Origin of the sequence: Pseudomonas sp. C8002 (assembly GCF_013385765.1) — a bacterium.
Lineage (GTDB): Bacteria > Pseudomonadota > Gammaproteobacteria > Pseudomonadales > Pseudomonadaceae > Aquipseudomonas.
Map to the genome: position 1 here is coordinate 73519 of NZ_JACAPJ010000005.1, position 23098 is coordinate 96616.

General features: G+C 61.6%; 26 protein-coding genes. 11 read left to right on the forward strand and 15 right to left on the reverse strand.

The window, feature by feature from the left end; all coding sequences use genetic code 11:
- The first annotated feature begins 6 nt into the window (after positions 1-6).
- Positions 7-660, forward strand: a complete 654-nt coding sequence (locus tag HX814_RS06945; RefSeq protein ID WP_177009008.1) for an HAD family hydrolase — start codon at positions 7-9, stop codon at positions 658-660.
- A 96-nt stretch (positions 661-756) separates the two neighbouring features.
- Here HX814_RS06945 and HX814_RS06950 read toward each other — a convergent pair whose 3' ends face one another.
- Positions 757-1812, reverse strand: a complete 1056-nt coding sequence (locus tag HX814_RS06950; RefSeq protein ID WP_177009009.1) for an aminopeptidase — start codon at positions 1810-1812, stop codon at positions 757-759.
- Between the two features lie 142 nt (positions 1813-1954).
- Between HX814_RS06950 and HX814_RS06955 the strand changes: the two genes are divergently transcribed.
- The gene (locus HX814_RS06955; protein WP_032899915.1) at positions 1955-2377 is read left to right on the forward strand and encodes a hypothetical protein; all 423 of its coding nucleotides are present in this window, start codon (positions 1955-1957) and stop codon (positions 2375-2377) included.
- On the opposite strand, the gene HX814_RS06960 is transcribed toward HX814_RS06955, so the two are convergent.
- Both HX814_RS06960 and HX814_RS06965 read right to left on the reverse strand, forming a co-directional pair.
- Positions 2378-2617: a DUF1161 domain-containing protein gene (locus tag HX814_RS06960; RefSeq protein WP_003214887.1), complete on the reverse strand. Its 240-nt coding sequence runs from the start codon at positions 2615-2617 to the stop codon at positions 2378-2380. It abuts the gene before it with no gap.
- A 182-nt stretch (positions 2618-2799) separates the two neighbouring features.
- The gene (locus tag HX814_RS06965; protein WP_003214889.1) at positions 2800-3231 is read right to left on the reverse strand and encodes an OsmC family protein; all 432 of its coding nucleotides are present in this window, start codon (positions 3229-3231) and stop codon (positions 2800-2802) included.
- Between the two features lie 217 nt (positions 3232-3448).
- On the opposite strand from HX814_RS06965, the gene HX814_RS06970 reads away from it, so the two are divergent.
- Complete coding sequence (locus HX814_RS06970) at positions 3449-4450, forward strand: LLM class flavin-dependent oxidoreductase (protein ID WP_087694564.1); 1002 nt, start codon at positions 3449-3451, stop codon at positions 4448-4450.
- Between the two features lie 118 nt (positions 4451-4568).
- On the opposite strand, the gene HX814_RS06975 is transcribed toward HX814_RS06970, so the two are convergent.
- Both HX814_RS06975 and HX814_RS06980 read right to left on the reverse strand, forming a co-directional pair.
- Complete coding sequence (locus tag HX814_RS06975; RefSeq protein WP_003214893.1) at positions 4569-4796, reverse strand: DUF1161 domain-containing protein; 228 nt, start codon at positions 4794-4796, stop codon at positions 4569-4571.
- Between the two features lie 117 nt (positions 4797-4913).
- On the reverse strand, positions 4914-5129 hold the full coding sequence (locus HX814_RS06980; protein ID WP_008439585.1) for a dodecin: 216 nt from the start codon (positions 5127-5129) through the stop codon (positions 4914-4916).
- A gap of 156 nt (positions 5130-5285) precedes the next feature.
- On the opposite strand from HX814_RS06980, the gene HX814_RS06985 reads away from it, so the two are divergent.
- Positions 5286-5612, forward strand: coding sequence for a YqjD family protein (locus HX814_RS06985; protein WP_003170746.1), 327 nt, complete (start codon positions 5286-5288; stop codon positions 5610-5612).
- Here the strand turns inward: HX814_RS06985 and HX814_RS06990 are convergent.
- Entirely contained in the window at positions 5609-6505 is an 897-nt protein-coding gene (locus HX814_RS06990; protein ID WP_177009010.1) for a LysR family transcriptional regulator, read from the reverse strand. The genes HX814_RS06985 and HX814_RS06990 overlap by 4 nt on opposite strands.
- A 109-nt stretch (positions 6506-6614) precedes the next feature.
- Between HX814_RS06990 and trpB the strand changes: the two genes are divergently transcribed.
- From trpB to HX814_RS07005, 3 genes are all read left to right on the forward strand, one after another.
- Entirely contained in the window at positions 6615-7841 is a 1227-nt protein-coding gene (gene trpB / locus HX814_RS06995; protein WP_003214899.1) for a tryptophan synthase subunit beta, read from the forward strand.
- A complete protein-coding gene (gene trpA, locus HX814_RS07000; protein WP_008439583.1) occupies positions 7842-8651 on the forward strand; it encodes a tryptophan synthase subunit alpha in 810 nt (269 codons plus the stop codon).
- A 140-nt stretch (positions 8652-8791) separates the two neighbouring features.
- Positions 8792-9235: an anti-virulence regulator CigR family protein gene (locus tag HX814_RS07005; RefSeq protein WP_003214903.1), complete on the forward strand. Its 444-nt coding sequence runs from the start codon at positions 8792-8794 to the stop codon at positions 9233-9235.
- Positions 9236-9421: 186 nt separating this feature from the next.
- On the opposite strand, the gene HX814_RS07010 is transcribed toward HX814_RS07005, so the two are convergent.
- From HX814_RS07010 to HX814_RS07035, 6 genes are all read right to left on the reverse strand, one after another.
- Complete coding sequence (locus HX814_RS07010) at positions 9422-10726, reverse strand: MFS transporter (protein WP_003213647.1); 1305 nt, start codon at positions 10724-10726, stop codon at positions 9422-9424.
- A gap of 180 nt (positions 10727-10906) precedes the next feature.
- Entirely contained in the window at positions 10907-12055 is a 1149-nt protein-coding gene (dgoD, locus tag HX814_RS07015) for a galactonate dehydratase (RefSeq protein ID WP_003213645.1), read from the reverse strand.
- A 33-nt stretch (positions 12056-12088) separates the two neighbouring features.
- Positions 12089-12709, reverse strand: a complete 621-nt coding sequence (locus HX814_RS07020; protein WP_003213643.1) for a 2-dehydro-3-deoxy-6-phosphogalactonate aldolase — start codon at positions 12707-12709, stop codon at positions 12089-12091.
- 13 nt (positions 12710-12722) lie between these two features.
- Positions 12723-13691, reverse strand: coding sequence for a 2-dehydro-3-deoxygalactonokinase (locus tag HX814_RS07025; protein WP_003213641.1), 969 nt, complete (start codon positions 13689-13691; stop codon positions 12723-12725).
- 102 nt (positions 13692-13793) lie between these two features.
- On the reverse strand, positions 13794-14120 hold the full coding sequence (locus HX814_RS07030; protein WP_003213639.1) for a DOPA 4,5-dioxygenase family protein: 327 nt from the start codon (positions 14118-14120) through the stop codon (positions 13794-13796).
- 31 nt (positions 14121-14151) lie between these two features.
- Positions 14152-15102, reverse strand: coding sequence for a LysR family transcriptional regulator (locus HX814_RS07035; protein ID WP_008439576.1), 951 nt, complete (start codon positions 15100-15102; stop codon positions 14152-14154).
- A gap of 104 nt (positions 15103-15206) precedes the next feature.
- Here HX814_RS07035 and betC point away from each other — a divergent pair, with 104 nt between their 5' ends.
- From betC to HX814_RS07050, 3 genes are all read left to right on the forward strand, one after another.
- Positions 15207-16721, forward strand: a complete 1515-nt coding sequence (gene betC / locus HX814_RS07040) for a choline-sulfatase (RefSeq protein ID WP_008439571.1) — start codon at positions 15207-15209, stop codon at positions 16719-16721.
- Positions 16722-16737: 16 nt separating this feature from the next.
- Positions 16738-17658, forward strand: coding sequence for a choline ABC transporter substrate-binding protein (gene choX / locus HX814_RS07045; RefSeq protein WP_102604433.1), 921 nt, complete (start codon positions 16738-16740; stop codon positions 17656-17658).
- A 165-nt stretch (positions 17659-17823) separates the two neighbouring features.
- Positions 17824-19392 carry a SulP family inorganic anion transporter gene (locus HX814_RS07050; RefSeq protein WP_177015386.1) on the forward strand — a complete coding sequence of 523 codons (1569 nt, stop codon included), beginning with the start codon at positions 17824-17826 and terminating at the stop codon, positions 19390-19392.
- A 114-nt stretch (positions 19393-19506) separates the two neighbouring features.
- Here HX814_RS07050 and aroE read toward each other — a convergent pair whose 3' ends face one another.
- Positions 19507-20325 (reverse strand): shikimate dehydrogenase, encoded by an 819-nt coding sequence (aroE, locus tag HX814_RS07055; RefSeq protein ID WP_134325487.1) that lies wholly within the window; start codon positions 20323-20325, stop codon positions 19507-19509.
- Positions 20325-21254 carry an oxygen-dependent coproporphyrinogen oxidase gene (gene hemF, locus HX814_RS07060; RefSeq protein ID WP_003213625.1) on the reverse strand — a complete coding sequence of 310 codons (930 nt, stop codon included), beginning with the start codon at positions 21252-21254 and terminating at the stop codon, positions 20325-20327. The genes aroE and hemF overlap by 1 nt, the downstream gene beginning before the upstream one ends.
- Before the next feature lie 158 nt (positions 21255-21412).
- Between hemF and HX814_RS07065 the strand changes: the two genes are divergently transcribed.
- Positions 21413-22390: an NADPH:quinone reductase gene (locus HX814_RS07065; RefSeq protein ID WP_008439566.1), complete on the forward strand. Its 978-nt coding sequence runs from the start codon at positions 21413-21415 to the stop codon at positions 22388-22390.
- Between the two features lie 145 nt (positions 22391-22535).
- Here the strand turns inward: HX814_RS07065 and HX814_RS07070 are convergent, their stop codons facing one another.
- Positions 22536-23093, reverse strand: a complete 558-nt coding sequence (locus HX814_RS07070) for an L-threonylcarbamoyladenylate synthase (protein ID WP_003213622.1) — start codon at positions 23091-23093, stop codon at positions 22536-22538.
- Positions 23094-23098: the final 5 nt, after the last annotated feature.

Below are 23098 nucleotides of genomic sequence, written 5' to 3' on the forward strand. Positions count from 1 at the left end.
ACACCCATGCATTACCAGACCGTTTTGTTCGACCTCGATGGCACCCTCACCGACCCGCGCGAAGGCATCACCCGCTCGATCCAGTACGCCCTCGCCAAACTGGGGATCGATGAGCCGGACCTGACCAAACTTGAGCACTTTATCGGCCCGCCGCTGCTGCAAGCGTTCATGCAGTTTTATGGCTTCGACGAAGCCAAGGCCTGGGAGGCGGTGAATTTCTACCGCGAGCGCTTCAAGGTCACCGGCCTGTACGAAAACCGCGTGTTCGACGGCGTGATGCCGCTGCTTGAGGAATTGAATGGCCAGGGCCGTCAGTTGTATGTAGCCACGTCCAAGCCTTGGGTATTTGCCCGGGAAATCGCCCGGCATTTTGATTTCGCCAAGCACTTCAAGGTGATCTACGGCAGCGAGCTGGACGGCACGCGCACCAACAAGGTCGAGTTGATCGCCCACCTGATGGCGCAAGAAAGCCTGGACCCGGCCAGCACCTTGATGATTGGCGACCGCAAGCACGACCTGATCGGGGCCCGCAGCAATGGGCTGGATTCGGCGGCGGTGGGTTATGGGTTTGGCAGCCATGAAGAGCTGAGTGCCGAGGCGCCGACCTGGCATTTCGAAACGTTGGCCGAGCTGCATCAGGCGTTTTTGCAACGGCCTTGAATGCGCTATCGCAGGCAAGCCAGCTCCCACATTTGATCACGGTCGGCCAAGACAACTCAGTCAAATGTGGGAGGCGGGCTTGCCCGCGATGAGGCCCTACCGGCCAACCACTTGCCCGGATCCCTCCAACGCCCTCAGGGCCGCCTTGCGCTGATCCACCGGCAACCCGCCCAGCTTCTCCACCGCCGCAAAGAACTTCGGCCAATCCCCGCCTTCCTGCCGGAACAACGCGACGAACGCCGGCACCCACTGGTCATACAGCCCAAACGGCAGCAACCTTGCGTTGTTCATCGGCAGGTTGACCCAGGCGTCATAACGCTTGTCGCCACCCCACTGGCTATCGCGCATGTGCCGGTAGTCACTGCGCAGGCGCTCGAATTCAGCGGCCTTGGCCTGGCGCATGGCATCTGCCGTCAGCGGCTGCGCATACAACTGCTCCAGGCGTTTGCGGGTATCGAGCACCAGCCGGGTGAACTGGTCGCGCTGTTTCAACGCTGACTCGCTGGCAGGCGGCAAGCCTTGGGCGGCGCGCCATTGCCGGGTACCTTCCTGCTCGACGAAGGTGGCGTACGACTCGTTGAACTCAGTGTCGTCCTTCACATAAAACCGCTGGTGCGCCAGCTCATGAAAAATCAGCGTGGCCAGGCGCTCGTCCCCCCAGCTCATCATCGAACTCATGATCGGGTCGTTGAACCAGCCGAGGGTGGAATAGGCCTCCACGCCGCCAATCGACACATCCATCCCTTGCTGCTTCAACAAAGCCGCCTGGCCGCGTGCGGCGCCCGGGTTGTAGTAGCCGCGATAGGCCACGCAACCGGCAATCGGGAAGCAGTGGGTTTGCGGGGACAGGGAAAATTCAGGCGTGGCGAACACGTTCCAGACCACGTAAGGGCGGCCGATATCGGCATACAGCCGGTAACTCTGGTTATCCGGCAGGTGCAGGTGTTCGCTGGCGAAGGTGCGGGCTTTCTGCGACTGCGCCAAGTGCTCGCGCAGCACCTGTGGCCGGGACGGGTCGGCGACGACCGCGGAGACCGGCTCCCGGGCACGCAGCAATTGCCATTGGCCGTCTGCCAGTTGGCTGTAATAACTGACGCTGGAACAGCCACTGAGCAACAGCAGCATCAAGCCGGGAAGCAAACGCCTGACCATTAAAACCTCTCGCCGGTAACCATCCCGCCAGACTATCTCGCCTGTGGGGAATTTTTCCATGGCGTGGCGTGTTTATACTCATAGGGAGCGTGCTGCCGAACGCAGCCGTTCAAAAAACCATTCCTACAGTTGAGTGCTTAACATGCGTCAGCTACTGCTTCCCGTCGCCGCGATTTTTCTCAGTGCCTGTGCGTCGACGCCACTACCGCCGGTTGATCCACACCAGGCCTGGGTCGACTTCGCTACCCCGACACCCGGCGCCAAGCTGGTAATGGCGCAACGCCTGGACGGGAAAAACCTGAACGACGGGCGCTTCTTCCAGGTGCCGCCTGGCAGCCATGAGCTGATGGTACGTTTTGATTTCGAGGTGCCTACCGGCGGCAGTTTCGGCGGGTTTGGCCAAACCACTGACCGTACCTGCTTCATGACCCTGCAATACGACCGTTTCGAGGCGGGCCAGCGCTATCGCCTGGAAGGGCGCTCACTGGGCTACAACCCGAATATCCGGCTGTACAACAAAGCGGGTCAATTGCTGGCCGAAGAACGTAGCGTCAACTGCATCTGATCAGTCGTTGTTCTTCTGGTAGACGATGGCTTTGGTGCCATTCTCACAGCTGCCGACAACCATGGCGCTGTCGTGCTTGTCAGCTTCTTCCTTGGTGACGATTTCGAGGGTGTAGGACGGAACGGCATTCGCCTGGATTTTGACCTCGATCTCCTTCCTGAGCTCTTCACAATCTTTTGGCGCCGCCAGCGCCGACGTGGCCAGTGCACAGCAGATAACCGCCAAGGCAATACGTTTCATGTGTGAAGCTCCCTGAATGCACGCGCACGGGTGTGCGCTGAGTCTGCAATCGGCTATTCGACCATACCTGAACGTGTAGGAGCGAGCTTGCTCGCGAAAAACGTCAACGATAACGCGTGCCGCCTGGAAGAGCGCGGCGCCTTTGAGCGCTTTGCGAGCAAGCTCGCTCCTACAAGGGTCGATCAATTAACGAGGGTGCCATCCAGGGTAATGGTTGCATTCAGTACCTTGGACACGGGGCATCCTTCCTTGGCCTTTTTGCTCAGCTCATCGAACTGCGCCTGGCTGGCGCCCGGGATCTTCGCCTTGAGGGTCAGGTGCACGGCAGTAATCGCAAAGCCACCGTCCACTTGGTCCAGGGTCACTTCGGCCTGGGTGTCGATGCTGTCGGCCTTGAGCCCGGCATCGCCGAGAATCATGGAAAACGCCATGGAGAAACAACCGGCATGGGCTGCGCCGATCAGTTCTTCAGGGTTGGTGCCCTTGCCACCTTCGAAACGGGCCTTGAAGCCGTAAGGCGCTTCACGCAGAACGCCGGTTTCGGTGGAAATGGAACCCAGGCCAGTCTTCAGGTCGCCTTCCCAATGCGCGGATGCTTTTTTAACAATACTCATAGCGGTCTCCTCGAACGGTGGTTTTGCGTCAGTAAGGGTTCTGAGGATAGACGCCACGGCAAAGTTCATCTTGTCGGAGAAACCTAGCGATTAAGTAGGAAATTTCACCATCGCTATTGAATCTCGGGTATATGCCCTCATTGCATAGGACATGCACATGAAGCGGCAGGTTTTGGTTCGTCTAAGAAGCCTGCGCCCCCATTGGAGAAGCAGGCTTATGAAATCGCTGTCCGACGTAAAGTTCTCGACCCTCGACCTCGTGCCCGTGCGCGCCAACGGCAGCCCGGCGCAGTCGCTGCGCAATTCCCTGGACCTGGCCCAGCACGTGGAAAAATTCGGCTACAACCGTTTCTGGGTCGCCGAACACCACAATATGGACGGCATCGCCAGCTCGGCGACCTCGGTATTGCTGGGTTACCTGGCCGGCGGCACCTCGACGATCCGTGTCGGTTCCGGTGGCGTGATGCTGCCCAACCACGCACCGTTGGTGATCGCCGAGCAGTTCGGCACCCTGGAAAGCCTGTACCCGGGCCGCATCGACCTGGGCCTTGGCCGCGCACCAGGCTCCGACCAGATGACCGCCCGCGCGCTGCGCCGTGAACGCTCCGGCAGCGCCGATGATTTCCCGGAAGACGTGGCAGAACTGATGGCCTACCTGGGCCCGCGCACCCCGGACCAGCGCGTGATCGCCGTACCCGGCACCGGCACCAACGTCCCGGTATGGCTGCTGGGTTCAAGCCTGTTCAGTGCGCAACTGGCAGGCGAGCGCGGTTTGCCTTACGCCTTTGCCTCACATTTCGCACCGCGCCTGATGCATGAAGCGATTCGCGTCTATCGCAACCACTTCAAGCCTTCGGCCGTGCTGGACAAGCCCTATGTGATGCTCGGCATCCCGCTGGTGGCCGCCGACACCGATGAGCAAGCCGACTACCTGGCCACCTCGGTGTACCAGCGAATTCTCGCGCTGATGCGTGGGCAAAGCCTGGTGCAGCGCCCGCCGGTCAAGACCATGGACGGCCTGTGGCTGCCCCATGAAAAAGACGCGGTCGGCAGTTTCCTCGGCCTGGCCATGGTGGGCAGCCCGCAGAAGATCCGCGCCAAGCTGGAGGTGCTGGTGGAGCAGACCGGCGCTGATGAGCTGATCTTTACCTGTGACCTGTACGAGCACGCCGACCGGATTCATTCCTACGAGCTGCTGGCGCAGGTCATGAAGGGCTGAATCCAGGAGTGAGGCGGGACGCAGAGCATCCCAGGCTTCATTCCCACGCGGAGCGAGGGATCGCAGGCATAAAAAAACCGACGCACTTGCGTCGGTTTTTTACGTCTGCAACACGGGATCACCCGCGCTTGTAGGCGATTTCCTTGGTACCGGCTTCACAGCTGCCGACAACCGTGTGGTCACTAGGTGCAGCACCTTTGTCCACGATTTCCAGGGAGTAGCCCGAAGCGCCTTTCGCGTCGATTTTCGCCGCAATCTCGCTTTTCAGCTCTTCACAAGGCTTGCCCGCCGCCAGGGCCGTGCCCGCAATGCTCAACAAACCTACCGCCAACAAAAAGTTCTTCATCCGTCACTTCCTTGGGTTGATCGAAAGGAAGCACGCCGACGCTCGTCACGTCGACGCGCCTAAAGGTTGTAGCGGAGTTTATGGCAATCGGCCAGCGCGCAAGTTCAACCGGCTCAATCAACTACTGGCAATTCGGAACCCCACCTTGAGGGTGACCTGGAAATGCGCAGCCTTGCCGTCCTTGATGTGGCCACGGGTTTCGGTCACTTCAAACCACTCCAAGTGCTTGATGCTCTTGCTGGCTTCAGCCAGGGCATTGTTGATGGCCTCCTCGATGCTGGTCGCGGAAGAGCCCACCAGTTCGACTTTCTTGTAGGTGTGATGATCACTCATAAGTTTTTCTCCTGGGGTCGTTAATCAAGACTAGCAGTGAATTCTCGTACTGCTTCTGGCGGCTATTGCGATGTGAAAGTTCAGATTTACTGCACTTTCTGAAACCGCCGCAGTCGGAAACAACACACGCCACTCAATCACTCCAGGAGAGCCCACATGGCCAACACCTCTTTACGCAAAGCGTCATTGGAAAGCATGGAAGCCGAGATTTCGAGCCTGCTCAAATCTTTGGAAAGCCTCAAGGACGATGCGTCTGACGAGTCGCGCAAAACCCTGAAGGCCCTGAAAAGCAATGCCGAGAACGCTCTCAAGCATTCCCGCCACCTGATCAGCGATGCCTACGAAGAAAGCAAAGTCAAAATCCGCGAAACCGGTGTTGCAACACGGGACTACGCGCAAGAGCATCCATGGACTACCGCCGGTGTCGCCGTCGGCGCGCTGGGTCTGCTGGCAGCTTACTTGCTGTGCAAACGCGGCGACTAAACGTCCTGGCGCGCAAGCTCAGCCTTGAGCCACTGCGCCAGTTGGCCGGCGCGCCCATCTGCGGCGCGCTTGGGTAGCCACAACGCCAGTTGCGCCGGGGTTTCACTGAAACCCCACGGCGCAACCAGGCGACCCGCTCGCAGGTCCTCTGCCACCAGCGGTTCAGGCGCAATTGCTACCCCCAGCCCGGCCACCGCCGCCTCCAGCAAATAATACAAATGCTCAAACCCCTGACCGTACTTCAACGCGCCAGCGTCGATCCCATGGTGCTGCGCCCAGCTGGGCCAGGCTTGCGGGCGTGAGGTAGTGTGCAACAGGGCCTCACTCAGCAGCGCCTCGGGAGGCGCATGGCGCAATCGCTCGTAATGGGCAAAACGCGGGCTCATGACCGGGCCGATGCGTTCGCTGGCCAATTCATACACCTGCATATCCGCCGGCCATGGAGGCTCGGCGAACACCAGCAGCGCGTCCAGGCCGGGGCGGCGTGGGTCAAGATCGCCTTCACCCGCCGACAGATGCAGGCGCAAATCCGGCAACTCGGCGTTCAGGCGCCCCAGACGCGGAATAAACCAGCGCGCCAGCAGGCTGCCGGAGCAGCCGAGCACAAACGGCGCATCGGCACTGCTTTGCGTGAGCTCGGCGCAAGTGTCCCTCAGTCGCTCGAAGGCCTCGAAACTCGCATCTCGCAGGCGAATGCCGGAATCTGTGAGTTTGAGGCCGCGCCCGTCCTTGGCGAACAGGCTTACACCAAGGTGTTCTTCCAACACCTTGAGCTGCCGGCTGACCGCACCGTGGGTCACGTGCAGTTGCTCGGCGGCCTGGCTAACGCTGTTCAGGCGCGCAGTCGCCTCAAAAGCGCGCAAGGCATTCAGCGGTGGGAGGTCTCGGCTCATCTGTGAGTTTTCCTGACAGGTTGTGGCGATCTTATCGGTTTTCACGTGGAAGCGTCAGGGGTAGAGTGACCGTCATTGCCTCTTACACATTTTCTACCTGGAGCGTCCCATGACTCAGACCCAGACCGATTTACGCAACGGCCCGGATGCCAATGGCCTGTTTGGTTCGTTCGGCGGCCGCTACGTGGCGGAAACCCTGATGCCGTTGATCCTTGATCTGGCCCGCGAATACGAAGCGGCCAAGATCGATCCGGCCTTCAACGAAGAACTGGCCTACTTCCAGCGCGACTACGTCGGACGCCCAAGCCCGCTGTACTTCGCCGAGCGCCTGACCGAGTTCTGCGGTGGCGCCAAGATCTACCTCAAGCGCGAAGAGCTGAACCACACCGGCGCCCACAAGATCAACAACTGCATCGGCCAGATCCTGCTGGCGCGGCGCATGGGTAAAAAACGCATCATCGCCGAGACCGGCGCCGGCATGCACGGTGTGGCCACGGCCACCGTCGCCGCGCGTTTCGGCCTGCAATGCGTGATCTACATGGGCACCACCGACATCGAGCGCCAGCAGGCCAACGTATTTCGCATGAAGCTGCTGGGCGCTGAAGTGATCCCGGTAGTCGCCGGTACCGGCACCCTGAAAGACGCGATGAACGAAGCGCTGCGTGACTGGGTGACCAACGTCGACAGCACCTTCTACCTGATCGGCACCGTGGCCGGTCCGCACCCGTACCCAGCCATGGTTCGCGACTTCCAGGCCGTGATCGGCAAGGAAACCCGTACCCAACTGCAGGCCCAGGAAGGCCGTCTGCCCGACAGCCTGGTGGCGTGCATCGGCGGCGGCTCCAACGCCATGGGCCTGTTCCACCCGTTCCTGGATGACACCAGCGTCGAGATCATCGGCGTTGAAGCGGCCGGCTACGGCATCGAGACCGGCAAACACGCGGCCAGCCTCAACGGCGGCGTACCGGGTGTGCTCCACGGCAACCGTACTTTCCTGTTGCAGGACGACGATGGCCAGATCATCGACGCCCACTCGATCTCCGCGGGCCTCGACTACCCGGGCATCGGCCCTGAACACGCCTGGTTGCACGACATCGGCCGCGTCCAGTACACCTCGGTGACCGACGACGAAGCCCTCGACGCCTTTCACAAATGCTGCCGCCTGGAAGGGATTATTCCTGCACTGGAAAGCGCCCACGCCTTGGCCGAAGTGTTCAAGCGCGCGCCGACCTTGCCGAAAGATCACCTGATGGTGGTCAACCTGTCCGGCCGTGGCGACAAAGACATGCAAACCGTGATGCACCACATGGAACAGTCCAAGCAGGAGAAACACTAAATGAGCCGCCTGCAAACACGTTTTGCGCAACTGAAAGAACAAAACCGCGCCGCCCTGGTGACCTTCGTCACCGCTGGCGACCCGGGGTATGACACCTCGCTGGCGATCCTCAAAGGGTTGCCGGCGGCCGGCGCCGATGTGATCGAACTGGGCATGCCGTTCACCGACCCGATGGCTGACGGCCCGGCCATTCAACTGGCGAACATCCGCGCGCTGACCGCCAAGCAGAACCTCACGAAAACCCTGCAAATGGTTCGCGAGTTCCGCGAGGGCAACAGCGACACGCCGCTGGTGCTGATGGGCTACTTCAACCCGATCCACATGTACGGCGTGCCACGCTTCATCAGCGATGCGAAAGAAGCCGGCGTCGACGGCCTGATCGTGGTCGACATGCCGCCGGAACATAACGGCGAGCTGTGCGACCCGGCCCAGGCTGCCGGTATCGACTTTATCCGCCTGACCACGCCGACCACCGACGACGTGCGCCTGCCGACCGTGCTCAACGGCAGCTCAGGGTTTGTGTACTACGTGTCGGTGGCCGGTGTGACCGGTGCCGGTGCCGCGACCTTGGAACACGTCGAAGAGGCCGTGACCCGTCTGCGTCGGCATACCGACCTGCCGATCAGCATCGGTTTCGGCATCCGCACCCCGGAGCAGGCCGCTGCAATCGCCCGCCTGGCAGACGGTGTGGTGGTGGGGTCGGCACTGATCGACCACATCGCCAACGCCAGCAATGATCAACAGGCCATCGACGGTGTATTGACCCTGTGCTCGGCGCTGTCGGAAGGTGTACGCAACGCCCGTAAGTAAGCGGCTCGTAAGCGGTAGGTAAAGTTCCTGATACAGAGGAATCATGCTGGCAAATCAGCACCTAAGCTAACAAGACCAAGGGATTTCGAACCCGGTTCGAAATCCCTTTTTTGTTCGTGCAGTACTGAGGAAACAGCCCCATGAAAATCCCCAAACGTTTGATTGCAGGTGTAGGCGTGCTGGTGCTTGGCGCCAGCGCCCTGGTCCAAGCTGCGCCCTATGATCAGGGTGGCGGACCTGACCGTGGTGGCCCACAGGGCCAGCACGATCAACGTGGCGATGACCATCGCGGGCCGCAGGACAACCACCGTGGTGGGCCGCCTCAGGACTTTGGTCCTGTGAGACAGGTCATCCGCGACAACCATGGCGACTTCCGCCGTGGCGCGCCGCCGCCTCCCGGCATCCACCTGGTGCGCGGCCAGCGCCTGCCGCCAAACTACTATGGTGAGCGTCTGGACCCACGGGCGCTGGGCCATCTGCCGCAATACCCTGGTTATGAATGGCGCCGTTCGGGTGGGGACATCGTATTGATCGCCGTTGGCACCAGCATCGTCTATCAGATTCTGGATGGCGCGCTGTACTAGAGCCGGACTGCTTTTGTGGTGAGGGAGCTTGGTGTGGCCGGGGAGCTGGTGTGGCGAGGGAGCTTGCTCCCGCTGGGCTGCGCAGCGGCCCCAAAATCCTGGGAGCGCTGCGCACTCCAGCGGGAGCAAGCTCCCTCGCCACACCAGCTCCCTCGCCACCGCAAGCCCCCTCGCCGCAACAGTCGCCTAAATCTCGATACGCTCGACCTTGCCGACCAGCAAGATGTAGGACAACGCACCCAACAACGCCAGCACCGCGATGTACGTAATCGCCGGCGCAAACGAATCCCCGGTGGCCAGAAAGCCAATCACGATCGGCGTGGTAATCGCCGACAGATTGCCGATGAAGTTGAACACCCCTCCGGTCAGCCCCAGCAGCCTCGCCGGCGCCAGGGTCGACACCAGCGACCAGGTGATCGACGCCAGGCCATTGCCGAAAAACGCCACCGCCAGAAACGCAATCACCCACGCCGTGGAATCAACAAAGTTGGCGCCGATGATCGCCGTGGAAATCAACAGCCCGCCAATGATCGGCAACTTGCGCGCAAACCCCACGGACGCTCCCCGGCGAATCAGCCAATCGGAAAACAGCCCCGAACACAGCACCCCGACAAACGCCGCCAGAAACGGCAGCGACGCCAGCAGGCCGGACTTGATGAAGTCCATGCCGCGATATTTCACCAGGTAGGTCGGAAACCACGTCAGGAAAAACCACAACGTGGAATTCAGGCAGAACTGCCCCAGGTAGATCCCCCACAGCTTGCGCTTGCTCAACACGATGCCGAGGTCGACCCAGCTGAACGGCGCCTTGGCCGCCTGCGCCTGGATGTCCACCAACCCGCCGCCTTCGCGGATCAGCTCGATTTCCGCCGCATTCGCGCCTTTGAAATCCCGTGGCTCGCGGTACACCGCGTACCAGATCAACGCCCACACAATGCCCACGCCGCCGGTGGCGACAAACACCATGTGCCAGCCAAAGGTGTGTTGCAGCCAGGCCAACACCGGCGTGAGAAACGCCAGCCCGACAAATTGCCCGGAGGTATAAACGCCGATCGCCGTGGCCCGTTCACGCTCGGGGAACCAAGTGGTGACCACGCGGCTGTTGATCGGGTAGGCCGGGGCCTCCAGGGCGCCCACCGCCATGCGCAATACGAACAGCGCGATGAAGCTGGCGGCGAAACCGAGCATCACCGTGGCCACCGACCACAGCAGCAGGGCGACGCTGTAGAGAATGCGCGGCGGCACCCGGTCCACCAGCCAGCCGCCGGGAATCTGCATGGCCGCGTAGGTCCAGCCGAACGCGGAGAAGATCAGCCCGACATGCACCGGGTCGATCCCCAGCTCGCTGGTCAGGGCCGGAGCGGCAATCGACAGGTTGCTGCGGTCCAGGTAGTTGATCACCACGGTGATGAACAGCAGCACCATGATGAAGAAACGCTTTCGGCTGGGCGTGACTAAAGAAGCCTGCCCGGTGAAGGACTCGGATTGCATGGGGGTTGCCTCTTCTTATGGTTATTGAGGACAGGTCTTACTGACGAAACCGAATCAAATGTGGGAGCGGGCTTGCTCGCGAAAGCGGTCTACCAGCAGCGGATATGTTGACTGACACTCCGCCTTCGCGAGCAAGCCCGCTCCCACATTGATCGGGTTTTCATCTCAAATTCGCGGTGTTTACCACTCCGCAAAACTGCCATCGGCATGCCGCCAGATCGGATTGCGCCAGCGATGCCCGATGGCCGCGCGTTCGATCACGTATTCCTCGTTGATCTCGATGCCCAGGCCTGGCCCGTTGGGGATTTTCACAAAGCCCTGGTCGTAGTCGAAAACACCCGGATCGCGCACGTAATCCAGCAGGTCATTGCTCTCGTTGTAGTGAATGCCCAGGCTCTGTTCCTGGATGAACGCGTTGTAGCAAACCGCATCCAGCTGCAGGCACGCTGCCAGGGCAATCGGGCCGAGCGGGCAGTGCAGGGCAAGGGCCACGTCGTAGGCTTCGGCCATGTTGGCAATCTTGCGGGTTTCGGTGATACCGCCGGCGTGGGAAGCATCCGGCTGGATGATGTCGACGTAGCCTTCGCTGAGCACGCGCTTGAAGTCCCAGCGCGAGAACAGGCGCTCGCCGAGGGCAATCGGGGTGCTGGTGAGCGGCGCCAGCTCTTTCAGCGCTTCGTAGTTTTCGCTGAGCACCGGCTCTTCGATAAACATCAGTTTGTAGGGGTCGAGTTCCTTCATCAGCACCTTGGCCATGGGTTTGTGCACCCGGCCATGGAAGTCGACGCCGATGCCGACGTTCGGACCGACCGCATCCCGCACGGCGGCGACGTTGGCCAGGGCCTGGTCGACTTTTTCGAAGCTGTCGAGAAATTGCAGCTCTTCGGTGCCGTTCATTTTCACCGCAGTAAAACCACGGGCCACGGCTTCCTTGGCGGCGCGGGCAGTGTCGGCCGGGCGGTCGCCACCGATCCACGAATACACGCGGATCTTGTCGCGCACCTGGCCACCCAGCAAGTCGCTGACCGACACGCCGAGGGCCTTGCCCTTGATGTCCCACAGCGCCTGGTCGATACCGGCGAGAGCGCTCATATGGATCGCGCCGCCACGGTAGAAACCGCCGCGATAGAGCACGGTCCAGATGTCTTCGATATTGCGTGGGTCCTTGCCGATCAAGTAGTCGGACAATTCTTCGACCGCGGCAGCCACGGTATGGGCGCGGCCCTCGACAACGGGCTCGCCCCAACCAGTCACGCCCTGGTCGGTTTCAACCTTGAGGAAGCACCAGCGCGGCGGGACGATGAAGGTGGTCAGTTTGGTGATTTTCATCTTCTTATCTCTCTTGTAGATGGAGAACGCTGATCAGCCCAAGGCGTGCCAGGCCGCGACGTAGGCCTGGGCGTTGCTCGCCACTTGGGCGACGCTCATACCCGGCTTGAATAACCCGGAGCCCAGGCCGAAGCCCTTGACGCCCGCGTCGAAAAATACCTGCATGTTGTCCGGGGTGATGCCGCCCACCGGCAGCAGCACGGTGCCGGCGGGCAGTACCGCGAGCCAGGCCTTGACCACCGCCGGGCCCATTTGCTCGGCCGGGAACAGCTTCAGCACGTCGGCGCCTTCGGCCAGCGCGGCAAACGCTTCGGTGGGCGTGGCCACACCCGGCGACAGATACAGGCCCGCGGCCTTGGCGGCTCGCAGCACCTTGGCATCGCTATGGGGCATGACGATCACCTGGCCGCCGGCGGCTTTGACTTGATCGACCTGTTCCGGGGTCAGCACGGTGCCGGCGCCGATCAGGCAATCGGCGGGCAGGCTGTCCCGCAGGATGCGGATGCTGGAATAAGGATCCGGCGAGTTCAGCGGCACTTCGATCACCCTGAAGCCCGCCGTGTACAACACCTCGCCGATCGCCAGCGCCTCCTCCGGTCGCAGGCCGCGCAGGATCGCGATCAAACCGTTGTGTGTCAGTGCTTGCTTGAGCATGTCGGGCCTCTCGTCAGGTTGCAGGCAGCAGCCCCGCCGCCATGGCCAGCTGCCAAAGGCCACGCTCGGTAGCCTCCTGCGCCAGGGTCACGTGGGGGAAGCCACAGAGTTGGAGTGCACGCTGGTAGCGGGTGCAGAGTTGGGGTGTGCCGACCAGGACGATGTCGCGCTGCTGGCTGGGCTTGCGAGTGCGCAGGCCGGTCAGTTCGTGGCCGATCAACAGCCCGGACAGATAGTCCGGTTGCTCGTCAGGCGCCAGCTCGCCGGTCAATCCCAGGGAGCGTGCGCTGAACAAGTTCGACAACAGCCCCGTTTGGCCGTCTGCCGACAGCGCAACCTGAACACCGCGATCAAAAGCGGCCACCTGGAACTGTTCGGAAGGGCGCTGGGTGCGCCCCAGAATGCTGTGTTGACTGAGCACGGCGAACAACTCGCCGGTCATGAAAGTATCGAAGTGAGTGATGCAGCCTTCCACCACCTCCACCCACTTGGAATGGCTGCCCGGCAGGCCGATCAATACATCGCGCCCGGTATGGGCAGACAGGCTTTGCAGCACGCCGAGCACCTGGGTTTCTTCACCGCGCATCACATTGGGCAACGCGCCGCGTTGAATCACACCGGGCACGATGTGCACCGCTGCGCCCCGCAGGCTGCGCACCACATGCAGCGCCTGGCCGAGGGTAGAGACGTCGGCCGGGGTGTCGCGGTAAGCCGCTTCGCTCCAGCCCTGGGCGCTGCCGACCATGCCGCAGGCGATAACGGGAAGGTCGGGCTGGGTGTCGAGCCAGTCACCGCAGGCTGCGTCGAATGCCAGCTCGAACCCGTTGCTGCAGCGAACACCGGCTATTTCCCGGGCTTCAGTGGGCAGGTGCATGATCCCCGACGCCAAGGTGCGCCGTTCGATCACGACGCCTGCCGGGCCGAGCTTGTAAGCACGAAGGGAACTGGTTCCCCAATCGAGCGCGATCAATTGCGCCTGCATCGCTTCACCTGAGTGTTCTGAGCGGATGAGGCGAATATAAACCCAAGACCGGCAAAGTCTCAATATATAAATATCAGTCCCATATATAGGGAAATTAAAGGCTTAAAATATTGACAGATCCAGCGTGCGCATCGCCCCCATCCAGATCGCGTGTTCGGTGTGGTCCTTGAGGTCATCACCGGTGGTCGGGTGCAGGAACACCACCAGGCCGTTGCGGTTGAGGGCCAGCCAAGGCAGCACGACGCCGATGTATTCAGGTTCGAATGCCAGCTGGCAGCTCCAGTCCGGGTGCGGGCCCACCGGGCGTTCATGCACTCGGCCCATGCGCAGCGGAAACAATTGCGCGGCGTCTTCGCAGAGTTTGCGCGCCTGGTCGATGGTGTTGGCGTCGAAATAGATATGGGCGTGGTAGCCCTTGATACGTTGCATGACAGGCTCCGGGCTCATTGATCGGCAAATCCTAGACCGCAATGGACGGCAGGGCCAGACCGGTCAGCGATTGTGCGCTGCTGGCCTGTTCGGTCATCAGCCAGTCGACGAAACGCTCGATCAACTGGCTGCGGCGTTTGCGCTGGGGCAGCACCACGTAATAGCCGAAGCGCGAGATCACCGTGTCGCCAATCGGCCGGCACAGCCATTTTTGCTCCAGCAGGTTATCCACAAGGTGACGCCAGCCGATGGCCACGCCCTGGCCCGCGATCGCGGCCTGGATCAACAGCGTGTAATTGTCGAAACGCAGTTGGCCCGGGGTGGGCGCGGTGGTGATGCCCAGTTCGCGAAACACCCCGCTCCAGTCGAACCACTGGTTGTTGTTTTGCTGGCGCAGGTGCAGCAAGGGGAACTCCAGCAGGCTCTGCACCGACAGTGGCGCGACTCGGTCCTGGAGTAGCTGCGGGCTGCACACCGGGAACACTTCCTCGTTGAACAGCCACAGGCTGTCGCCCTGTTTGAAGCGGCCGTCACCGAACAGCACCGCTACGTCGATATCGCTGCGCAACGTGGCGTGGTTACGCTCGCTGGTGACCAGGCTCACGTCCACCTGCGGGTTGGCTTCATGGAAACGATGCAGGCGTGGCATCAGCCAATACGCGGCGAAGGCAAAGTCGGTCGCCACCTGCAGGACTTCATGCTGGTCCTGCTCGGCAATCGCGCTCAGGCCCTGGTTGATGCTCTGCAAACCGGCCTGTACCTGCTCGAATAACAAGGCGCCCGCGTCGGTCAGCTCGATGCCACGGTAGATGCGATCAAACAGGCGCACCTTCAGTTGTTCTTCCAGGCGCTTGATCTGCTGGCTGATGGCCGGCTGGGTGGTGCCCAACTCCATCGCCGCTGCCGTAAAGCTGCGTTGGCGCGCTGCGGATTCAAAGGCACGCAGCAGGTCGAGTGACAGGTGACCGAGGGATTCATACATAAGCTGGGCTTATCCTAGACATTGCTTCTCATGGGCTTTACCACGATTTCCATGGCCTGCATGCTCATTCGCATAAACATCGACTATGGAATGCCGCGAAAACCATGAAGCGCAAGAACATTCTTTTTATCATGGCCGATCAAATGGCCGCGCCGATGCTTCCGTTCTACGGTCCTTCGCCTATCAAACTGCCGAACCTGAGCCGTCTCGCCGCCGAGGGTGTGGTGTTCGATGCCGCCTATTGCAACAGCCCGCTGTGTGCACCATCACGCTTTACCCTGGTGAGTGGCCAGTTGCCGAGCAAGATCGGCGCCTACGACAACGCGGCCGATTTCCCCGCCGACGTGCCGACCTATGCCCACTACCTGCGCCGCCTCGGCTACCGCACCGCGCTGTCGGGCAAGATGCATTTTTGCGGCCCCGACCAGCTCCACGGTTATGAAGAACGCCTGACCAGTGACATCTACCCCGCCGACTATGGCTGGGCGGTGAACTGGGATGAGCCGGACGTGCGCCCCTCCTGGTACCACAACATGGCGTCGGTGCTGCAGGCCGGGCCGTGCGTGCGCACCAACCAGCTGGATTTCGACGAAGAGGTGGTGTTCAAGGCCCAGCAGTACCTGTTCGACCATATCCGCGAAGATGGCGACCAGCCGTTCTGCCTGACCGTGTCGATGACTCACCCACACGACCCGTACACGATTCCCAAGCCGTTCTGGGACCTGTACGACGACAACGACATCCCGCTGCCTGCAACACCGCCACAGGCTGACCTCGACCCTCACTCCCAGCGCCTGCTCAAGGTCTATGACCTGTGGGACAAGCCGCTGCCGCTGAACAAGATCCGCGATGCACGCCGCGCCTACTTCGGCGCGTGCAGCTACATTGACAGCAACGTCGGCAAGCTCCTGCAAACCCTGGAAGACACGGGCCTGGCCGATGACACCATCATCATCTTCTCCGGCGACCACGGCGACATGCTCGGCGAACGCGGGCTCTGGTACAAAATGCACTGGTTTGAAATGGCCGCCCGGGTGCCGCTGCTGATCAGCGCGCCGGGGCAGTTTGCCGCCGGCCGGGTGACCGCCGCCGTGTCCACCGCCGACCTGCTGCCTACCCTGGTGGAACTGGCCGGCGGCGAGCTGGACCCGAGGCTGGCGCTGGACGGCCGCTCGCTGGTGTCTCACCTGCAAGGGCAGGGCGGGCACGACGAAGTGTTCGGTGAGTACATGGCCGAGGGCACCATCAGCCCGCTGATGATGATCCGCCGTGGTGCCTACAAGTTCATCTACAGTGAGGACGATCCGTGCCTGCTGTTCGATGTGCACAACGACCCGCACGAGCGGGAGGACCTCAGCCAGTCACCGGAACACCGGCCACTGTTCGAGGCGTTTTTGCATGAAGCGCGGGCCAAATGGGACATCCCGGCGATCCACCAGCAGGTGCTCGCCAGCCAACGCCGTCGCCGCCTGGTGTTCGAGGCGCTGACCCAGGGCAAGCTGAAGAGCTGGGACCACCAGCCACTGGTAGACGCCAGTCAGCAATACATGCGCAACCACATCGACCTCGACGATCTGGAGCGCAAGGCACGTTTTCCACAACCCTGCCAAAACCAATAAAACTGAGGGGAAGGCCATGCAAAAGTTATCCACCGTGTTGAGCGTTGCGCTGCTGGCATTGAGCAGTGCCGGCGTCTACGCGGACACCAGCTGCGACACCGTGAAGATGGCCGATCCGGGCTGGAGCGATATCGCCGCCACCAATGCCATTACCGGTTTCCTGTTGAACGGCATGGGCTACAAGGCCAAGGTCGACACCCTTGCGGTGCCGATCACCTTTGGCGGGCTCAAGGACGGCCAGGTGGATGTGTTCCTGGGTAACTGGATGCCGGCGCAGCAAGGCTTCTACGACAAGTTCGTGGCCAATGGCGATGTGGTGCAACTGGCGAAGAACCTCGACGGTACCGAATTCACCCTGGCCGTGCCGGACTATGTCTGGGACGCCGGGGTGCATGACTTTGCCGACCTGAACAAGTTTGCCGACAAGTTCGACAAGAAGATCTACGGCATCGGTTCGGGTGCGCCGGCGAATCTCTCGTTGCAGGAAATCATCAAGAAGAACGACTTTGACTTGGGCCAGTGGAAGCTGATCGAGTCCAGTGAACAGGCGATGCTGGCCGAAGTGTCCCGGGCGGTGAAGAAGCAGAAGTTCGTGACCTTCCTCGGCTGGACGCCGCACCCGATGAACGTGCAGTTGAAGATGCATTACCTCAAGGGTGGGGAGAAGTACTTTGGTGACACCGGCAGCGTGTATACGTTGACCCGCAAGGGCTATGCACAAGCGTGCCCGAATGTGGGGAAATTGCTGACCAACCTGAGTTTCACCCAGGAGATGGAGAACGCCATCATGGCTGAGGTGGTGAACAAGAAGGTCAGTAATGCGGACGCGGCGAAGGCGTGGATCAAGGCGAACCCGGCGGTGCTGGACAAGTGGCTGGACGGGGTTAAAACCGTGGACGGCCAGGATGCACTGGCCGCTGTAAAAGCCAAACTCTGATGCACTGATCGTTCCCACGCTCTGCGTGGGAACGCATCCGGTGACGCTGCGCGTCACGACTCAAGAGCGGACGCAGAGCGTCCAAGACGGCATTCCCACGCAGAGCGTGGGAACGATCATCATGAGCCTGATACTCTGATTCAAACCTCTTCAACCGAGTTTCCAATGCCCTGGCCCAACCGCCATACACTCTTTCCCTTCCTCAGCTGGCTCCCGCGCCAAACCCGCGCCAGCGTCGGAAGGGACGCGGTCGTCGGCCTGAGCGGTGCAGTCCTGGCATTACCCCAGTCCATTGCCTACGCGCTGATCGCCGGTCTCCCACCGGAGTACGGCCTGTACGCCGCGATCATCCCGGTATTGATCGCCTGCTTGTGGGGCTCTTCCTGGCACCTGATCTGCGGCCCCACGGCAGCCATCTCTATCGTGCTCTACGCCAGCGTCAGCCCGTTGGCCGTGCCCGGCTCCCAGGACTACATCACACTCATCCTGTTGCTGACATTCCTGGCCGGCGTCTTCCAATGGCTGTTGGGTATGCTGCGCTTCGGCGCCCTGGTGAATTTCGTCTCGCATTCAGTGGTGCTCGGCTTCACCCTCGGCGCTGCGGTGGTGATCGCCCTGGGCCAACTGCCCAACCTGCTGGGGCTGGACCTGCCCAGCCAGGCCACGGCGATCAACAGTCTGCTGGCGCTGATCAACCATGCCGGGGAGTGGAATCGTCCTTCACTGGTGCTCGGGCTCGGCACCTTGCTGGTGGGGGTGCTGCTGAAACTCTGGGTACCGCGCTGGCCAACCCTGTTGATCGCGCTGGCCCTGGGCAGCCTCATCCCGTGGCTGTGGCCGACGATGTTCGGGGAGGTGGCGCGGGTCAGTTCATTTGTCGGCAAGCTGCCACCGTTCAGCCCGCTGCCGATGGACCTGGACATGGTCCTGCGCCTGCTGCCGAGTGCCGTGGCGGTGGGCATGCTGGGGCTGGTGACCAGCCTGTCGATTGCGCGCTCACTGTCGGCCCGCTCCCAACAATTGCTCGATGCAAATCAGGAAGTGCGCGCCCAGGGTTTATCCAACATCGTCGGTGGATTTTTCTCGGGGTACTTGTCGGCGGGTTCCTTCACACGGTCGGGCCTGAGTTATGAGGCAGGCGCCTGTTCGCCGCTGGCGGGAGTGTTTTCCGCGTTGTGGGTGGCGTTGTTCGCGCTGTTCGGTGCGGCATTGATTGCGCATATCCCGATCCCGAGCATGGCCGCCAGCATCCTGCTGATTTGCTGGGGGTTGGTCGACCATCATGGTATTCGGGCGCTGTTCCGGGTCAGCCGCGCAGAGTTCGTGGTGATGAGCCTGACCTGCATCGCCACGCTGTTGCTGGAGTTGCAAACGGCCATTTACGCCGGGGTGCTGGCGTCGCTGTTTTTCTACCTCAAGCGCACCTCACAGCCGCGGGTCCAGCAATGGCGTGACGGAGAGGACGATGTGCTGCGGGTCGGCGGGTCGATCTTTTTCGGCGCCAGCCATTACCTGCAGGTGCGGCTGCAAAGCCTGCACGGCCAGCGGGTGGTGATCGAGGCGCAGCAGATCAACTTCATCGACTATTCCGGGGTGGAGATGCTGCACCAGGAAGCGCGCCGATTGAATGGAGTGGGGCGCAGCCTGGCGTTGCGCAAGGCCCGGCCACAGGTGGTGGAAGAGTTGAGGAAACTGGAAGGGGCCGACCAATGCCCCATCCATTTCGAAGACTGAATGCGGTTAAAACTGTGGGAGCGGGCTTGCTCGCGAATGCGGTGTGACAGTCGCCGTATGTATCGACTGATCCACCGCATTCGCGAGCAAGCCCGCTCCCACATTTGGATTGCGTCAGGCCAGTTGGCTACGCAATTCAGCCAGCACCGGCGCCGAATCCGGGCGCACACCGCGCCACAGGAAGAACGCTTCCGCGGCCTGTTCCACCAGCATCCCCAGGCCATCCATTGCCACCGCCGCGCCCTGCTCACCGGCCCAGCGGCAGAAAGCCGTAGGCTCTTTGCCATACATCATGTCGTAGCAAAAAGTCTTTCCGGGTTCGATCAGGCTGCCGGCAATCGGCGGTACATCGCCTGACAGGCTGGCGGACGTGGCATTGATGATCAGGTCCACCGGTTCACGCAGCCAGTCGAAACCGCTGGCGGACACCGGGCCGAGATCGTCGAACAGCTCGGCGAGCAATTCGGCTTTTTCCACGGTGCGATTGGCAATGATCAGCGAAGCCGGCTGCTCAGCCAGCAATGGCTCCAACGCGCCGCGCACCGCACCACCGGCGCCCAGCAGCAGGATGCGTTTGCCTTGCAGGCTGAACCCGGCATTCACCGTCAAATCCCGCACCAGGCCGGCGCCGTCGGTGTTGTCTCCCAACAGGCTGCCATCGCCGAGCTTGCTCAGGGTATTCACCGCGCCGGCCCGTTGGGCGCGTTCGGTCAGGGCGTTGGCCAGGCGATAGGCCTCTTCCTTGAACGGTACGGTGACGTTGGCGCCACGGCCTTGTGCGAAAAATGCTTTTGCACAGCCGGTGAAATCCTCCAACGGCGCGAGCAAGGTGCTGTAGTCCAGTTGCTCGCCGGTCTGTTCGGCGAACAGACGGTGAATCAGCGGCGACTTGCTGTGGCCGATGGGGTTGCCGAAGACGACATAACGATCCATCAGACCGCCGCCTTGGGCAGCACACCCAGCCAGTCGCGGTCTTGCAGGAAGTAGTCGGTTAGGCGCGCTTCTTCGCTGTCGGGGGCGGCTTTCCAGTCATAGCTCCAGCGCACTTGTGGTGGCAGCGACATCAGGATCGACTCGGTACGCCCGCCCGATTGCAGGCCAAACAAAGTGCCACGGTCGTAGACCAGGTTGAACTCGACGTAGCGGCCACGGCGGAATTCCTGGAACTCGCGCTGCTGCTCGGTATAGGCCATGGCCTTGCGGCGCTGGACGATCGGCAGGTAGGCGTCGATGTAGGCGTCGCCGATGGCGCGCATGAAGGCGAAGCTGGTGTCGAAGTCCCACTCGTTCAAATCATCGAAGAACAAACCGCCGATGCCACGCGGTTCGTTGCGGTGCTTGATGTGGAAGTAGGTGTCGCACCAGGCCTTGTAGCGTGAATAAACGTCCGGGCCAAACGGCGCGCAGGCCTGTTCGGCGACGCGGTGCCAGTGGATGCAGTCTTCTTCGTTGCCGTAGTAGGGCGTCAGGTCGAAGCCGCCGCCAAACCACCACACCGGCTCTTCGCCTTCTTTTTCAGCGATGAAAAAACGCACATTGGCGTGGGAAGTCGGCACATGCGGGTTGTGCGGGTGGATCACCAGCGACACGCCGAGGGCCTCAAAACCGCGACCGGCCAATTCCGGGCGATGGGCACTGGCGGACGGTGGGAGGCCGCTGCCAAACACGTGGGAAAAGTTAACGCCGCCTTTCTCGATTACCGAACCGTTTTCGATCACACGGGTGCGACCGCCGCCGCCGGCAGGCCGGGTCCAGGCGTCTTCGATGAAGCGAGTGTCCGTCTCGAAGGTTTCCAGGGCGCTGCAAATGCGGTCTTGCAGGTCAAGCAGGTAGGCTTTGACAGCCTCGGTGCGGGTAGTCATGACATCACCTTGAATCGGGCAACGCTACACGAGGCCATTGGGCATCGGCGGCAAATGGGCGCACAGGATACCACTGCACCCACTGCTGCCACAGTTGACGAAGATCAAGCTTAGGAGTCCGATAGGGGGCTACGCGAAATGACTTAAGGAGAGTGCAGATGGCCAAACGTATCCAGTTCCGTGCCCATGGCGGCCCCGAAGTGCTTGAGTATGTGGACTACACCCCGGCAGAACCCGGCCCGCAGCAGGTTCGCGTGCAGAACAAGGCCATTGGCCTGAACTTCATCGACACCTATTTCCGCAGCGGTCTGTATGCACCACCGGCCTTGCCGTCGGGCCTGGGCGCAGAAGGTGCCGGAGTGGTTGATGCGGTGGGCAGCGAAGTCACTCAATTCAAGGTCGGCGATCGCGTGGCCTACGGCAGCGGCCCGCTGGGCGCCTACAGCGAATTGCATGTGTTGCCGGCTGCCAACCTGGTGCACCTGCCGGACGACATCAGCTTCGAACAGGCCGCCGGCGCGATGCTCAAGGGCCTGACGGTGCAGTACCTGTTGCGCCAGACCTATGAGTTGAAGGGCGGCGAAACCATTCTGTTCCACGCCGCTGCCGGTGGCGTCGGCTCCCTGGCTTGCCAATGGGCCAAGGCCTTGGGCGTGAAGCTGATCGGTACCGTGAGTTCGCCGGAAAAAGCGGCGCTGGCCAAATCCCTCGGCGCCTGGGAAACCATCGACTACAGCAAGGAAAATGTCGCACAACGCGTGCTGGAATTGACTGACGGCAAGAAGTGCCCAGTGGTGTACGACGGCGTAGGCAAGGACACCTGGCTCACCTCCTTGGATAGCGTTGCGCCACGCGGTTTGGTGGTGAGTTTTGGTAATGCTTCGGGGGCGGTGGATGGGGTCAACCTGGGGATTCTGGCGGCCAAGGGCTCGCTGTATGTGACCCGGCCGACATTGGCGACCTATGCCAACAACCCGGAAAACCTGCAGGCGATGGCGGATGATCTGTTTTCGATGATCATCAGCGGGAAGCTGCAGATTGATATTAACCAACGGTTTTCGTTGGGGGATGCGGCGAAGGCTCAGGCAGAGTTGTCGGCGCGGCGCACGACTGGGTCGACCATTCTGCTGCCATAGGGCGTTGGATTTTCAGCGGCTTTGAGGGCCTCTTCGCGAGCAAGTCGAATCGTCGCACCGCCGCTCCCACATTTGTCCGCGTTCCAAAAGTTGGACTCGGTCAAATGTGGGAGCGGGCTTGCTCGCGAAAGCAGGCGGCTCGGTCTCAGGAAGGCCGCACAACCTCACCCGTCGCCAGATCCCGAATCAGACTCGGGTTCTTGCGCCCCCCCAGATTCCCCCCCAATACCAGATCCACCTGCCCACGGAAATACTGCTCCACACGAATCCGCGTGCGCGCCGCCGGGCGGCCCTGCGGGTTGGCCGAGGTGGAAATCAGTGGCCCGACCAGCGAGCACAGATCCCGCACTTGCGGATGATCAGTCACCCGCAACGCCACCGTGTCATGCACCCCGGTAATCCACTCGGGCAGCAAGTCCTGATGGGGCACCAGCCACGTATTCGGGCCAGGCCAGGTACTGGCCATGCGGTCCATCCACTCATCGGGAAAGTCTTCGAAGAGAAAATCGAACTGACGGATATTGTCGGCAATCAGGATCAGCCCCTTATCCACAGACCGGCCCTTGATCGCCAGCAACCGATCCACCGCTTCTTCGTTCCAAGGGTCACAGCCCAGGCCCCAGACCGCCTCGGTTGGATAGGCAATCACTGCGCCTGCGCGAATTTCTCGTGCGGCTTCTCGCACACGCCACCTGTTGACCATTACTC

Excerpts from the sequence above, each read along its gene's own strand:
- HX814_RS06945 (WP_177009008.1), top strand. The coding sequence starts at position 7 with ATGCATTACCAGACCGTTTTGTTCGACCTCGATGGCACCCTCACCGAC.
- HX814_RS06950 (WP_177009009.1), bottom strand. The coding sequence starts at position 1,812 with ATGGTCAGGCGTTTGCTTCCCGGCTTGATGCTGCTGTTGCTCAGTGGC.
- HX814_RS06955 (WP_032899915.1), top strand. The coding sequence starts at position 1,955 with ATGCGTCAGCTACTGCTTCCCGTCGCCGCGATTTTTCTCAGTGCCTGT.
- HX814_RS06960 (WP_003214887.1), bottom strand. The coding sequence starts at position 2,617 with ATGAAACGTATTGCCTTGGCGGTTATCTGCTGTGCACTGGCCACGTCG.
- HX814_RS06965 (WP_003214889.1), bottom strand. The coding sequence starts at position 3,231 with ATGAGTATTGTTAAAAAAGCATCCGCGCATTGGGAAGGCGACCTGAAG.
- HX814_RS06970 (WP_087694564.1), top strand. The coding sequence starts at position 3,449 with ATGAAATCGCTGTCCGACGTAAAGTTCTCGACCCTCGACCTCGTGCCC.
- HX814_RS06975 (WP_003214893.1), bottom strand. The coding sequence starts at position 4,796 with ATGAAGAACTTTTTGTTGGCGGTAGGTTTGTTGAGCATTGCGGGCACG.
- HX814_RS06980 (WP_008439585.1), bottom strand. The coding sequence starts at position 5,129 with ATGAGTGATCATCACACCTACAAGAAAGTCGAACTGGTGGGCTCTTCC.
- HX814_RS06985 (WP_003170746.1), top strand. The coding sequence starts at position 5,286 with ATGGCCAACACCTCTTTACGCAAAGCGTCATTGGAAAGCATGGAAGCC.
- HX814_RS06990 (WP_177009010.1), bottom strand. The coding sequence starts at position 6,505 with ATGAGCCGAGACCTCCCACCGCTGAATGCCTTGCGCGCTTTTGAGGCG.
- trpB (WP_003214899.1), top strand. The coding sequence starts at position 6,615 with ATGACTCAGACCCAGACCGATTTACGCAACGGCCCGGATGCCAATGGC.
- trpA (WP_008439583.1), top strand. The coding sequence starts at position 7,842 with ATGAGCCGCCTGCAAACACGTTTTGCGCAACTGAAAGAACAAAACCGC.
- HX814_RS07005 (WP_003214903.1), top strand. The coding sequence starts at position 8,792 with ATGAAAATCCCCAAACGTTTGATTGCAGGTGTAGGCGTGCTGGTGCTT.
- HX814_RS07010 (WP_003213647.1), bottom strand. The coding sequence starts at position 10,726 with ATGCAATCCGAGTCCTTCACCGGGCAGGCTTCTTTAGTCACGCCCAGC.
- dgoD (WP_003213645.1), bottom strand. The coding sequence starts at position 12,055 with ATGAAAATCACCAAACTGACCACCTTCATCGTCCCGCCGCGCTGGTGC.
- HX814_RS07020 (WP_003213643.1), bottom strand. The coding sequence starts at position 12,709 with ATGCTCAAGCAAGCACTGACACACAACGGTTTGATCGCGATCCTGCGC.
- HX814_RS07025 (WP_003213641.1), bottom strand. The coding sequence starts at position 13,691 with ATGCAGGCGCAATTGATCGCGCTCGATTGGGGAACCAGTTCCCTTCGT.
- HX814_RS07030 (WP_003213639.1), bottom strand. The coding sequence starts at position 14,120 with ATGCAACGTATCAAGGGCTACCACGCCCATATCTATTTCGACGCCAAC.
- HX814_RS07035 (WP_008439576.1), bottom strand. The coding sequence starts at position 15,102 with ATGTATGAATCCCTCGGTCACCTGTCACTCGACCTGCTGCGTGCCTTT.
- betC (WP_008439571.1), top strand. The coding sequence starts at position 15,207 with ATGAAGCGCAAGAACATTCTTTTTATCATGGCCGATCAAATGGCCGCG.
- choX (WP_102604433.1), top strand. The coding sequence starts at position 16,738 with ATGCAAAAGTTATCCACCGTGTTGAGCGTTGCGCTGCTGGCATTGAGC.
- HX814_RS07050 (WP_177015386.1), top strand. The coding sequence starts at position 17,824 with ATGCCCTGGCCCAACCGCCATACACTCTTTCCCTTCCTCAGCTGGCTC.
- aroE (WP_134325487.1), bottom strand. The coding sequence starts at position 20,325 with ATGGATCGTTATGTCGTCTTCGGCAACCCCATCGGCCACAGCAAGTCG.
- hemF (WP_003213625.1), bottom strand. The coding sequence starts at position 21,254 with ATGACTACCCGCACCGAGGCTGTCAAAGCCTACCTGCTTGACCTGCAA.
- HX814_RS07065 (WP_008439566.1), top strand. The coding sequence starts at position 21,413 with ATGGCCAAACGTATCCAGTTCCGTGCCCATGGCGGCCCCGAAGTGCTT.
- HX814_RS07070 (WP_003213622.1), bottom strand. The coding sequence starts at position 23,093 with ATGGTCAACAGGTGGCGTGTGCGAGAAGCCGCACGAGAAATTCGCGCA.